At 75.9% G+C, this 11,809-nt stretch carries 12 protein-coding genes; 6 read left to right on the plus strand and 6 right to left on the minus strand.

The features are described 5' to 3' along the window. Positions 1-12 precede the first annotated feature (12 nt). The gene (locus ACW0Q9_RS11180; RefSeq protein ID WP_456180270.1) at positions 13-879 is read left to right on the plus strand and encodes an aminoglycoside phosphotransferase family protein; all 867 of its coding nucleotides are present in this window, start codon (positions 13-15) and stop codon (positions 877-879) included. A 34-nt stretch (positions 880-913) separates the two neighbouring features. Here the strand turns inward: ACW0Q9_RS11180 and ACW0Q9_RS11185 are convergent, their stop codons facing one another. Next, positions 914-1,507, minus strand: coding sequence for an NADPH-dependent FMN reductase (locus tag ACW0Q9_RS11185; protein ID WP_456180272.1), 594 nt, complete (start codon positions 1,505-1,507; stop codon positions 914-916). Between the two features lie 113 nt (positions 1,508-1,620). Between ACW0Q9_RS11185 and ACW0Q9_RS11190 the strand changes: the two genes are divergently transcribed. Further along, positions 1,621-2,460, plus strand: coding sequence for a helix-turn-helix domain-containing protein (locus ACW0Q9_RS11190; RefSeq protein ID WP_456180274.1), 840 nt, complete (start codon positions 1,621-1,623; stop codon positions 2,458-2,460). A gap of 33 nt (positions 2,461-2,493) precedes the next feature. Here ACW0Q9_RS11190 and ACW0Q9_RS11195 read toward each other — a convergent pair whose 3' ends face one another. After that, the gene (locus tag ACW0Q9_RS11195) at positions 2,494-3,303 is read right to left on the minus strand and encodes an Fpg/Nei family DNA glycosylase (RefSeq protein ID WP_456180276.1); all 810 of its coding nucleotides are present in this window, start codon (positions 3,301-3,303) and stop codon (positions 2,494-2,496) included. 137 nt (positions 3,304-3,440) lie between these two features. Here ACW0Q9_RS11195 and ACW0Q9_RS11200 point away from each other — a divergent pair, with 137 nt between their 5' ends. Further along, positions 3,441-4,154, plus strand: coding sequence for a thrombospondin (locus ACW0Q9_RS11200; protein ID WP_456180278.1), 714 nt, complete (start codon positions 3,441-3,443; stop codon positions 4,152-4,154). A 118-nt stretch (positions 4,155-4,272) separates the two neighbouring features. Here the strand turns inward: ACW0Q9_RS11200 and ACW0Q9_RS11205 are convergent, their stop codons facing one another. Further along, on the minus strand, positions 4,273-4,635 hold the full coding sequence (locus ACW0Q9_RS11205; protein ID WP_456180280.1) for a winged helix-turn-helix transcriptional regulator: 363 nt from the start codon (positions 4,633-4,635) through the stop codon (positions 4,273-4,275). Positions 4,636-4,740: 105 nt separating this feature from the next. Here ACW0Q9_RS11205 and ACW0Q9_RS11210 point away from each other — a divergent pair, with 105 nt between their 5' ends. From ACW0Q9_RS11210 to rocD, 3 genes are all read left to right on the plus strand, one after another. Continuing rightward, on the plus strand, positions 4,741-5,385 hold the full coding sequence (locus ACW0Q9_RS11210) for an NAD(P)-dependent oxidoreductase (protein ID WP_456180282.1): 645 nt from the start codon (positions 4,741-4,743) through the stop codon (positions 5,383-5,385). Between the two features lie 166 nt (positions 5,386-5,551). Next, positions 5,552-6,367 carry a dimethylargininase gene (gene ddaH, locus ACW0Q9_RS11215; RefSeq protein ID WP_456180292.1) on the plus strand — a complete coding sequence of 272 codons (816 nt, stop codon included), beginning with the start codon at positions 5,552-5,554 and terminating at the stop codon, positions 6,365-6,367. Next, on the plus strand, positions 6,367-7,581 hold the full coding sequence (gene rocD, locus ACW0Q9_RS11220) for an ornithine--oxo-acid transaminase (RefSeq protein ID WP_456180294.1): 1,215 nt from the start codon (positions 6,367-6,369) through the stop codon (positions 7,579-7,581). The genes ddaH and rocD overlap by 1 nt, the downstream gene beginning before the upstream one ends. Before the next feature lie 60 nt (positions 7,582-7,641). Here rocD and ACW0Q9_RS11225 read toward each other — a convergent pair whose 3' ends face one another. The 3 genes from ACW0Q9_RS11225 to ACW0Q9_RS11235 form a co-directional block, all read right to left on the minus strand. Beyond that, positions 7,642-8,790 carry an FHA domain-containing protein gene (locus ACW0Q9_RS11225; protein WP_456180284.1) on the minus strand — a complete coding sequence of 383 codons (1,149 nt, stop codon included), beginning with the start codon at positions 8,788-8,790 and terminating at the stop codon, positions 7,642-7,644. Positions 8,791-9,023: 233 nt separating this feature from the next. Further along, positions 9,024-10,076, minus strand: a complete 1,053-nt coding sequence (locus ACW0Q9_RS11230) for a fatty acid desaturase family protein (protein WP_456180286.1) — start codon at positions 10,074-10,076, stop codon at positions 9,024-9,026. 122 nt (positions 10,077-10,198) lie between these two features. After that, positions 10,199-11,809 (minus strand): SCO7613 C-terminal domain-containing membrane protein (locus tag ACW0Q9_RS11235; protein ID WP_456180288.1); only part of this gene is annotated, 1,611 nt, incomplete at its 5' end.

The raw sequence follows: 11,809 nt of genomic DNA on the forward strand, positions 1-11,809 counted from the left end.
GAGGATGGCCGGATGGAGATCCCCGAGGGGCTGCGCTGGACGGAACGGTATCCGGCCGGCCGGGAGTGGCTCACCACCCTGCCGGACCGGCTGTCCGAATGCGTGGCGCGCTGGGAGCTGCGGGTCGGCCCACCCTTCGCGTACGCGTTCGCGTCGCTGGCCATGCCGGCCGAGTTGCCGGACGGCACCCCGGCGGTGCTCAAGCTCCAGTACCCGGACGACGACAGCGTGCACGAGGCGACCGCGCTGGCGTACTGGGCGGGCCGGGGCGCGATCCGGCTGCTGGCCCACGACCCCGAGCGGCGCGCGCTGCTGGTCGAGCGCTGCGTGCCCGGCACCCCGCTGCACCGGCTGCCGCCCGACGCGGCGCTCGACGTGGCGGTCGGCCTGCTGCCCCGGCTCGGCGTGCCGGCCGGCCCGCCGTTCACGTCGCTCGCCGAGGAGGCGGCCGGCTGGGCCGAACGGCTGCCGGTCAAGTGGGAGCGGCTGAACCGGCCGTTCGAGCGGCGGCTGCTGGACGCCGCGCTCGGGCTGCTCGCCGAGCTGGTGCCCAGCCAGGGCGAGCAGGTGCTGGTCAACCAGGACCTGCACGCCGGCAACGTCCTGGCGGCCGGCCGCGAGCCGTGGCTGGTCATCGACCCGAAGCCGCTGGTCGGCGAGCGGGAGTTCGGGGCGGTGCCGCTGGTGCGCGGCCCCGAGCTGGGCGACTCCCCCGCCGCGCTCCGGCACCGGCTGGACCGGCTCAGCGCCGAGCTGGGCCTGGACCGGGAGCGGGTACGCGGCTGGGCGGCCGTGCACACGCTGGCGTGGAGCATCGGCGAGGGCGAGGTCTTCCCGCACCAGGTCGAGACAGTCCGCCGGCTGCTCGGGATGCGGTGACCGGCCCCGGGAACCGGTCACCCTCCCCCGCGGGTCAGGCCGGATACGGGGCGGCCTCGCGGGCCGTCCGCAGGGCCCCGGCCCACCAGGCGAGCTGGTCCAGCAGGGTCTTGGCGTACCCGGACGCCGCGGTATCCAGCGGCTGGCCGTCCTGCCAGCTCAGGTAGTAGTTCGGGAAGGCCAGCCCGTCGCGGATGGTCACCGCGTGCAGTTCGGTGAGCACGTTCTCCAGGTGCAGCACGGCGTGCCGGCCGCCGGCCGCGCCGCCGTAGCTGACGAAGGCCACCGGCTTGGCCGTCCACTGGGTGAAGTGCCAGTCGATGGCCGCCTTCAGCGCGGCCGGGTAGCTGTGGTTGTACTCCGGGGTGACCAGGATGAACGCGTCCGCGTCCCCCAGCGCGGCGGTCAGCGGCGCCATGGCCTCCGGGCGCGGGTACGCGTCGCCCGCGACCTTCGGTGACTCCGCCGGCAACGCCAGCGGGATCTCGACCCCGGCCAGGTCGACGATGTCGACCTCGAACCCGCCGTGCTCGCGCGCCCGCTCGGCGACCCAGGACGCGATGACCGGCCCGAACCGGCCCTCGCGGACGCTTCCGATGACAATGGCCAACCTGTGCTTCTCGTTCATGCGCTCCACGGTCCGCCGCCGCGGCGGCGGCAACCAGACCGGGCGCAGGCTGGCCCCCGCAGGGCCACGCTACGCCGGCCGGGGCGGCCGGAACCCGCCCTAAACTTCCACCCATGGGTACGCCACTGGGCGACTTCGTCCGCGCCAAGCGCGACAGCCTCCAGCCGGAGTCCTTCGGCCTGCCCGATCGGGGCCGGCGCCGCTCCCCGGGACTGACCCGGGCGGAGGTGGCCACTCGCTCGGGGATCAGCGTGGAGTACCTGACGCGCATCGAGCAGGGCCGGGATCGCAACCCCTCGCACGCGGTGCTGCACGCGCTCGCGGACGGCCTGAGCCTGGATGCCGGGGAGCGGCACCACCTGCGCTACCTCGCCAAGATCACCGGCGGGGGCTGCCCGGGGCACCGGCCGCCGGCGCCGCCCAACCGCGAGGTACGGCCCACCGTGCGGGAGACCCTCCGGCTGCTCGAACCCGGGGTGGCGTTCGTCACCAACAAGCTGGGCGACGTGCTCGCGCATACGGGCGGGTTCGGGCTGGTCATGGGCGGGATCGGGCTGCTCGACGCCGACGAACCGAACCTGACCCGCTACGTGTTCACCGATCCGCGCGCCCGGAGCGTGTTCCCCGACTGGGACCAGGTGGCCGACGAGCGGGCCTTCGACCTGTGGCTCGGGCCCTCCGCGGAAAGCTCCGAGTGGTTCAGGGTCCAGCTCGCCCCCGTCGCCGGGCCGGAGTTCACCCGGCGGCTCCAACGGCACCTGCCGCCGCCACAGGTCCCGCTCCGGCTCGACCATCCCGCCGCGGGCGAGCTGCGCTGGCACCGGGAGAAGCTGGAACTGCCGAGCACCGACGCCCAGGAACTGGTCGTGCTCCTGCCCGCCGACGAGGCGACCGCGCAGGCCGTCGAGGGGCTCCGGCACCGCCGGCACGGCACCCTTCGCGCCGTCGGCTGAGCGAGCGACGCTCGGCCGCCCGTCAACCGTGGATCAGCGGGCCTGGCAGGTGGCGCACCAGTAGAGGTTGCGGCCGGCCAGCTCGCCGCGGCTGACCTCGGTGCCGCAGACGTGGCAGGGCGCGCCGGGGCGGCGGTAGACGTAGACCTCGCCGCCGTGCCGGTCGACCCGGGGCGCCCGCCCCATCGCCTCCGGCAGGTGGTCGTCCCGCACGGTGTCGATCCGGCCCCGCTCGACGGCGACGGTCATCAGCGCGACCAGATCGGCCCAGAGTTCCGCCCAGCCGGCCGGGGTCAGCTCCCGCCCGGGCAGCAGCGGCGGCAACCCGGCCCGGAACAGCGCCTCGACCACGAAGATCAGGCCGGTGCCGGCCACCACCGACTGGTCCAGCAGCAGCGCGGCGAGCGGCGTGGAGCTGCGCCGGATCCGGGCGTACGCCCGCTCGGGGTCGGCGTCGGCGCGCAGCGGGTCGGGGCCGAGCCGGTCGCGCAGCGCGGCCACCTCGGGCGGGGTGAGCAGCTCGCACGCGGTCGGCCCGCGCAGGTCCAGCCAGTGCCGGTCACTGCTCAGGCGCAGCCGGATCTGGCCGACCGGGGGTGGCGGCTCGCCGGGCCCGTCGGTGACCTTGCCGTAGAGCCCCAGGTGCACGTGGAGGGTCAGCTCGCCGGCGTAGTGGTGCAGCAGGTGCTTGCCGTACGCCTCGGTGCCCTCCAGGAGGGTGCCGCTGAGCCGGGCCGCGCCCTCGGCGAAACGGCCCTGCGGGCTGGCGGCGTGCACCTTGTCGCCGGCGAAGAGCTCGGCGTGCCGGGCCGCCAGGCGGTGGATGGTGTGTCCCTCTGGCACGACGGCAACGGTAGCCCGCCGGCCCGGACGGCGCCGACGAGGAGCGACGGGGCGTCGACGGGTGTCGACCTGTCCGCCACGGGGTACCTCCTCCCTGTCATGCGCGGTCTCCGCGCCGGAGTTCAGGAGGTGTCGAAGTGAAGATTCTGTCCCGCCGGAACGGCCCGGCGCGAACCGATGACGTGAACGGCGACGGGGTGGTCGACGACCGCGACCGGGTCGGCGACCGGGTGGACGACAGGCCGGTGGTCACCGACCGGGACGAGGAGCGGACCACGTACCGCAGCGCCGCCACCGCGACCGACGACGAGCGCGCCACCGACGCGGAGCGGCGCGCGGCGGACCGGGCCGCGGCGGCCCGGGCGACCACCGCCCGGCCGCTCGACGCGGACGGCCGGCGCACCCGCCCGACGGCCGGACCGGACCCGGACCTGGAGCGCACCGTCGACCTCGATCACGACGGCCGGCCGGACCGGCCGGCTGACCGGGTCCCGGCGGTGGAGCGGGTGGAGCCGTTCACCACGAAGCGGCCCCGGGCCAGCCTGCTCGCCACCCTCGGCCTGGTCGTCTCGGTGGTCGGCGCGCTCTTCGTGCTCTCCGGCACGCTCGCCGGCTACGGCATCGGCCTCGGCGCGCTCGGCGCGGTGCTGGCCGTGCTCGGCCTGATCGCCACCCGCCGCCGGCACGTGGCCGGCAAGACCGACGCGCTGATCGGCGTGGCCGTCGGCCTCGCCGCCGTGGTGCTCGGCATCGTGGCCATGACCGGCCAGTTCGACTGGCCGACCGCCGACGGCGACTGGGTGGGCCGGTTCCGGGAGTGGCTCGACTCACAGTTTGCGGATCTCTTCTGACGGGCAGTTTCCCGGTCGCCGGCGCAGCGCCGGCACGCCCGATCAGCTCTGGTGGTTCACCAGCCGGGCACACCTCTTTCGGGGGCGGCGGTTCGCCGCCCCCGAAGTGTGTCCGGGGTCAGTCGGCGGCCGCGGCCACACCCTCGCGGGCGTCGAGCAGCTCCTCCCAGTGCTCCCGGGCCCAGGCGCAGGCGACGTCCATCGGGCCGAGCAGGCTGCGCCCCAGCGGGGTGAGCGCGTACTCGACCCGCCCGGCCAGCACGGCCCGGCTGACCAGCCCGTCGGCTTCGAGCCGGCGCAGCGACCGGGTCAGGACCTTGGCGGTGACACCGCGCAGCGGCACCCGCAGCTCCGAGAATCGCCGGGGTCCGTCCGCCAGGCAGCGGACCACCATCCCGGCCCACTTGTCCCCGAACCGGATCGGCGACAGGTCCGAGGGGCAGAGCTCGTCGAACATCTCCGGGTCCAGCGGCGCGGCCATGCGCCCACCGTAGTCGGTATCCGGGTGGAAACCAGGCCGCCGGATAGCGTCCGCGCGGACGGCCGGCGACCCCGCCGGCCCGGACGACCAGGGAGAGGTACGTCGATGAGCAGGATCATCGTCTTCGGGGCCGGCGGCCGGGCGGGCCGGGCAACGGTGGAGGCGGCGCGGGACCGGGGCCACGAGGTGACCGCCGTGGTCCGCGACCCGGCCCGCCATTCGGATCTGACGGCCGGCGGCGGGGTGCGGGTGACCGCCGGGGACGTCACCGACGCCGACCGGGTCGCCGGCCTGATGGCCGGGCACGACGCGGCGGTGCACGCCGCCGCCGACCTGGCCGCGCCGCCGGACGTCTTCTTCCCGGCGGCGGCCCGGGCCACGCTGGCCGGGTCGCGCCGGGCCGGGGTGGGCCGGCTCGTGGTGGTCGGGCTCGCCTCGGTGCTGCCGACGGCCGACGGCGTGCCGCTCATGGACACGCCGGGCTACCCGCAGGAGTACCGGGGCTTCTACCTGGGGCACGCGGCCGGCACCGAGGTGCTGCGCCGGGCAGGTGGGGACGTCGACTGGCTGGTCCTCAGCCCGGCCGGTGACTTCGACCACGGCGGGACGCCCACGGGCCGGTACCGGTACGCCCCGGCCCGGGCCGCGAGCCGGATCACATACGCCGATCTGGCGTCGGCCGTGCTGGACGAGATCGAGCGGCCGGGGCACCGGCGGGTTCACCTGGGAGTGGAACGCGGCCGAGCGTGAACGCAACGATCCACCGGGATCGGTCGACCAGACGCAATGATCCGTCGCTGTACGCAACTTCTCGCGGTGGATGTCGTCGGCCCGGGCCGCATACCGTTGGACCACGGCGCCAGCCCGTGGGCCACGGTGGCCGGGCGCGCCCGACCCCTGGGAGCACGACATGACGATGGACGCGACCCGCCAGCGCTTCCTCATGTGCCGGCCGACGTACTTCGCCGTCGACTACGCGATCAACCCGTGGATGGACCCCACCGCCCCGGTCGACGCCGACCTGGCGATCCGGCAGTGGGAGCAGCTCCGCCAGACCTACCTCGACCTGGGCCACGAGGTCGAGCTGATCGACCCGGTCAGCGGCCTGCCGGACATGGTCTTCGCCGCCAACGGCGGCACCGTGATCGACGGCAAGGCCATGGCGGTGCAGTTCCGCGACCCGCAGCGCGCCGACGAGGCGCCCGCCTACCGGGCCTGGTTCGAGGCCGCCGGCTTCGAGATGTACGACCCGAAGCACGTCAACGAGGGTGAGGGCGACGTCCTGCTGGTCGGCGACCACCTGCTCGCCGGCACCGGCTTCCGCACCGCGCACGCCTCGCACGCGCAGCTCCAGGAGGTCTTCGGCTACCCGGTGATCACCATGCAGCTGGTGGACCCGCGCTTCTACCACCTGGACACCGCGCTCACCGTGCTCGACGAGCGGACCGTGGCGTACCTGCCTGAGGCGTTCTCCCCGGGCAGCCGGGCGGTGCTGCGCCGGCTCTTCCCGGACGCGGTCCACGCCACCATGGCCGACGCGGAGGTGCTGGGGCTGAACGCGGTCAGCGACGGGAAGCACGTGGTGCTGCCCGCGCAGGCCACCGACCTGGCCGCGAAGCTGCGCGACCGGGGCTACGAGACCATCGGAATCGACCTGTCCGAGCTGCGCAAGGCCGGCGGCGGACCGAAGTGCTGCACGTTGCGACTCCGTCAGGGAAAGGCAGTCAAGTGATCATCGACGACATGCTGCGGACGCCCTCCGCGGTACGGGACGCGGAGCGTCACACGGCGCACAACTACCACCCGCTGCCCGTGGTGATCTCCTCGGCCGAGGGCTCCTGGCTGACCGACGTGGACGGCCGGCGCTACCTGGACTGCCTGGCCGGCTACTCGGCGCTGAACTTCGGCCACCGGCACCCGAAGCTGATCGAGGCCGCGCACGCGCAGCTCGACCGGCTCACCCTGACCAGCCGCGCGTTCATCCACGACCAGTTCGCCGACTTCTGCCGCGAGCTGGCCGCGCTCTGCGGCAAGGACCTGGTGCTGCCCATGAACACCGGCGCCGAGGCGGTGGAGACCGGCATCAAGGTCGCCCGCAAGTGGGGCTACCAGGTCAAGGGCGTGACCCCGGGCCAGGCCAACATCGTGGTCGCCGAGGGGAACTTCCACGGCCGCACCACCACCATCGTCAGCTTCTCCACCGACGAGGACGCCCGCGCCGACTTCGGGCCGTACACGCCGGGCTTCACCGTGGTCCCCTACGGCGACCTGGCCGCGCTGACCGCCGCGATCGACGAGAACACGGTGGCCGTGCTGCTGGAGCCGATCCAGGGCGAGCAGGGCGTCGTGGTGCCGCCGGAGGGCTACCTGCCGGGCGTCCGCGAGGTCTGCACCGAGCGGAACGTGCTCTTCATCGCCGACGAGATCCAGTCGGGCCTGGGCCGCACCGGCGCCACGTTCGCCTGCGAGCACGAGGGCGTCGTTCCGGACATGTACCTGCTGGGCAAGGCGCTCGGCGGCGGCATCGTGCCGGTCTCGGCGGTCGCCGCGAACGCCGACGTGCTCGGCGTGCTCAAGCCGGGCCAGCACGGCTCGACCTTCGGCGGCAACCCGCTGGCCTGCGCGGTCGCCACCGAGGTGGTCCGGCTGCTGGCCACCGGCGAGTTCCAGCGCCGCTCGGCCGAGCTGGGCGAGCGGCTGCACGCCGGCCTGCGCGGGCTGGTCGGCAAGGGCCTGGTCGCGGTCCGGGGCCGCGGCCTCTGGGCCGGGCTGGACATCGACCCGGCGCTGATGACCGGCCGGGAGGCCTGCGAGCGGCTGATGGAGCGGGGCGTCCTGGCCAAGGACACCCACGGCTCGACCATCCGGCTCGCCCCGCCGCTGGTGATCACCGAGGCGGAGATCGACCACGCGGTGGCGCAGCTCGCCGCCGTGCTGGCCGGCTGATCCGCGTACGCGAGAAAGGGCGCCGGGACCACGACGGTCCCGGCGCCCTTTCGCGTCGCGTCAGGGGCGCGGCAGCCGCATCGCCATGGTCGGCGCCTCGGCCATCACCGAGGTCGGGCTGAACTTCGCGTCGCTGGCCACCTCGTCGGCGCGGCCGATCTGCACGCCCGGGTAGAGCTCGACGAGGTCGCCCTCGCCCAGCACCCGGGACTGCTGCGGGGCCAGCGTGATCCGGTCCGGCTCGGCCATCGAACCGCCCGGCCGCACGCCCGAGCCGTTGGTGCTGGTGTCCGTCACGATCACCTCGCCCACCCGCAGCTCGAACCGGACGTGGTTGCGGCTGATCCAGCGCCGCGCCTCGTCGTTGAGCCACTGGCCGAGCACGACCCCGCCGGTGGCGTCCGGCGCCCGACCGACCAGCACCGGCTGGGTCTCGGTGAGCACGAACCGCCGCCGGACCAGCCCGCCGATCCGCACCGCCAGCACCGCGGTACGCGGCCGCGGCCCGGCGTCACCGAGCCGGGCGCCGTGCCGGGGGCAGGTCGGCACGCCGTTGCGCAGCGTGGGTGGCGGCTGCCCGGCCGGGGCGCGGTCCACCCGGGCCAGGTCGGCGAAGGCGCCCCCGCCCCCACCGCCGCCGAACAGCGCGCACCCGGGCTCGGGGCAGCGCCACTGCCGGGCGAGCAGCTTCGTGCCGGCCGGCGAGCGGCTGCCGGAGGCCGGGCTCTGCCCGCCGCCGACGTGTGCGATGAAGACCGGACCGCCGGCGCCCGGCACCGGGGCGAGCACCCGACCGGGCTGGCCGAGCCACGGCCAGCGGCCGCCCAGCCCGTCGAACCGGACCCGGCTGAGCACCGGCAGGCCGAGCAGGTCGGCCACCTCCAGCATCCGGTCGCCGGGGTGGTCGAGCACCTCGACCAGGCCGTCGTCGGCCCAGCGCCGGACCACCATCCGCTCGTTGGAGGTCAGGTCCGCGTCGGAGAGCAGGGCCCGGTGCACGATCGCGTAGACCGGGACGCTGTCCTCCTCCAACTGCCGGGACAGCGCGTCGATCACCATGCCGAGCCGCAGCAGGCTGGCCGGCCGCCCGCCGTCCAGGTCCTGCCAGCGGATCACCTCGGCCAGGTCGACCACGGCCCGGGCCAGCGAGGGATCGGTGCAGACCCGACCCTCGATGGCGTCCAGCACCTTGCTGATCTCGAATCTCATGCCGCGCTCCGGACGGTGTCGTCGCTCCGCCGGGTCGGGGCCGGCCGCCCCGCCTCGGCTCGCACCGCCGCCGCGGTGAGCAGGTCTGCCATGCGACGACCCTACCGGCAGCGCCGATCGGCGCCGCCGCACGCACGCCGGAAATCGATCCCCGCCGCTCGACCGGCCCGCCCCGGCGGCCCCCGAGCGGGGTGCCGGGCGGGGCGCCAGCGCCTCCGCCCGGCCCGGCCGGCTCAGCCCTGCCGCAGCGGGCGGCCCACCTCGTGCAGGTGCGCCAACCCCTGCCGGTACGACTCGACAAGGCCCGTCTCCACGTACGGGATGCCCTGCTCGGCACAGAAGGCGCGGACGATCGGCCGGGCGCGCCGCAGGTTGGCCCGGGGCATGTTCGGGAAGAGGTGGTGCTCGATCTGGTAGTTGAGCGCGCCCAGCGCCACGTCGACGAACCGCCCGCCGCGCACGTTGCGCGAGGTGAGCACCTGCTTGCGCAGGAAGTCGAGATCGTCCTCGGCGGTGGGCATCGGCATGCCCTTGTGGTTCGGGGCGAACGCGCAGCCCATGTAGAGCCCCCACAGCCCCTGGTGGACGGCCGCGAAGAGCAGCGCCCGGCCCGGCGACATCACCGCGAACAGCAGGCCGAGGTAGCCGGCGGCGTGCGCGAGGAGCAACAGTCCCTCCACCGCGCGGTGCCGGACAGGGGTGCGCCACCGGCCGTCCGGCTCCCGGCCGACCAGCGCTCGCACGCTGGCCACGTGCAGCGCCAGCCCCTCCAGCAGCAGCAGCGGGAAGAACAGCCACGCCTGCCGCCGGGCCATCCACCGGCTCAGACCCCGGGTCGCCGTCGCCTGCTCGTACGTCCAGACCAGCGCGCCCGCTCCCACGTCCGGGTCCTCGTCGGCGTGGTTCGGGTTGGCGTGGTGCCGGTTGTGCTTGTCCACCCACCAGCCGTAGCTCAGCCCGACCGCGAGGTTCCCGGCGACCAGGCCGGCAACCTCACTCGGCCCGCGCCGGCGGAACATCTGCCGGTGGCCGGCGTCGTGACCGAGGAACGCCACCTGGGTGGTGGCCACCGCCATCAGCGCCGCCAGCGGCAGCTGCCACCAGGAGTCGCCGACCGCCACCACCGCGGCCCAGCCGGCCACGAAGGCGCCCAGGGTGAGCGCGATCCGGGCCGCGTACCGGCCGGGTCGCCGGTCGAACAGGCCCGCGGCGGCGACCCGGCGGGACAGCCGCGCGTAGTCGCTGCCCCGCCGTGCCGCCGGTGCCGTCAACGTCGATGAGGTCATCCGATCCCCCGCTCCCCGATCCGTGTGCCACGCCCGGCGGCGCGACTCTGCGTAACCGAGTCTGCCCGGATCGACTGCGCTGGGTAATCCTGGAAACCCCCCAGCCGGGGGTGGTGCTACCCCTACCTCATCCCGCCCACCGCGGCCCGGAGCCGGGCCAGGTCCCGCCGGCGGCGCTCGTAGGTGGCGGCCAGGGCGATCAGCGCCAGGCCGCCCAGGCCCAGGAAGATCCAGCGGGGCAGCAGGTCCCAGCCCCGGGCCAGCTCGTGCAGGGCCAGCGGCACCAGGGTCGCCGCGCCCAGCAGGACCGGCGCCTGCCAGCGCCGGGCCGCCCCGCCGAGCACCGCGCCGAGCGCCACCAGGCCGAGGGCCAGCCGGCGGGCCGGCTGCGGGTCCGGTGCGGCAAGCACCGAGACCAGGCTGGGCAGCAGCGCCGCGCCGAGCCCCGGGCCGAGCGCCAGCCAACTGTTCAGCCCGGGCCGGGACCGCAGGGCCAGCAGGCCCGCGCCGAGGGCGAGCGCCGCGGCCGGCAGGGTGTACGCCTCCAGCACCGCCACCCCACCGGCGGCCAGCAGCAGCCAGCCGCCGAGCAGCTCGCTGCCGCCGGCCACCGCCGCGAACCGCCACCGCCCGGCGGGCGTCTCGCCCCGGCGCAGCACCCGGACCGCCACGGCCACGCCCCACAGCACGCAGACCGCCGCCGCGTGCCGCAGCGCGCCGCCGGTGAGCAGCAGCGCCAGCAGGGCCACCGCCTGCGCCGCCGCCTCCAGCGCGACCGCCCCGACCGCCGGGCCGGCGCGATCCGGACGGGCCGCATCACCCACGCTGACCGGACCGGCCGCAGCACCGGCGCCCGCCGGCCCGGCGGTGTCGCCCGCGCCCGCCGGACCGGCCGGCTGCGCCGCAGCAGCGTCGGGCGCGGCGGTGATCCGGGCGCGAGCCGCGGGCCCCGCGTGCGGGGTCACCGCCGCGACGGCCAGCACCGCGAACCCGGCGGTACGCAGCGGCAGCCCGCCGGCCACCGGCTTCGCGGTCACCGCGGCCCCGAAGACCAGGGCGGGTACCACCGGCCAGGGCGCGCCGGCCGCCGCCAGCAGCACCGGCAGGGCCACCGCGCCGAACGGCAGCGCGGCCAGCGCGGGCAGCCACCAGCTCGGCGCGTCCGCCGCGGTGCGACGACCCGGCGCCGTCGTGATCCGGGCGTACGCCGCCGCGGCGGCACCGAGCAGCAACAGCACCAGCCCGGGGCGGGCCGCCGCGGGCGCGGGCTCGACGGCGGGCACCCCGGACCAGGGGCGGACGGGCAGGTCCAGCAGCACCGCCAGCGCGATCGGGGCGGCGGCCAGGAGCGCCAGGCCGGCCAGCGCGGCGCCCACCGACCGCGGGGCGGGACCGGGCCGGGCACCGCCTCCGGCGGCCAGCGCCAGCAGCGCCCCGACGGCGGCGTAGAGCGCCACCGGTTCCCCGCCCGGTACGACGAGCGGCCCGAGACCGATCGCCGCGAGCGCCACGGCGAGGCCGGTCGAGGCGTACCCGTGCAGGTCGGGCCAGTGGCGACGGACGGCGAGGGCGGCGACCACCGCCAGCGCGACGGCGACGGTCGCGCCGCGGAGCTGCCACCAGGGCGGCGCGCCGAGGCCGAGCAGCGCGACGGCCACCGCGGCCGGCACGGCGAGCAGCGCCACGGCCAGCGCCACCCCTTCGCGTTGTCCGGGCGGTCGGCCCGCTCGGCC

Source organism: Micromonospora sp. I033 (assembly GCF_053890995.1).

Coding starts and splice junctions, on each gene's coding strand:
- ACW0Q9_RS11210 (WP_456180282.1), top strand. CDS start 4,741: ATGAGCAGGATCATCGTCTTCGGGGCCGGCGGCCGGGCGGGCCGGGCA.
- ACW0Q9_RS11225 (WP_456180284.1), bottom strand. CDS start 8,790: ATGAGATTCGAGATCAGCAAGGTGCTGGACGCCATCGAGGGTCGGGTC.
- ACW0Q9_RS11180 (WP_456180270.1), top strand. CDS start 13: ATGGAGATCCCCGAGGGGCTGCGCTGGACGGAACGGTATCCGGCCGGC.
- ACW0Q9_RS11185 (WP_456180272.1), bottom strand. CDS start 1,507: ATGAACGAGAAGCACAGGTTGGCCATTGTCATCGGAAGCGTCCGCGAG.
- ACW0Q9_RS11230 (WP_456180286.1), bottom strand. CDS start 10,076: ATGACCTCATCGACGTTGACGGCACCGGCGGCACGGCGGGGCAGCGAC.
- ACW0Q9_RS11205 (WP_456180280.1), bottom strand. CDS start 4,635: ATGGCCGCGCCGCTGGACCCGGAGATGTTCGACGAGCTCTGCCCCTCG.
- ddaH (WP_456180292.1), top strand. CDS start 5,552: ATGGACGCGACCCGCCAGCGCTTCCTCATGTGCCGGCCGACGTACTTC.
- ACW0Q9_RS11190 (WP_456180274.1), top strand. CDS start 1,621: ATGGGTACGCCACTGGGCGACTTCGTCCGCGCCAAGCGCGACAGCCTC.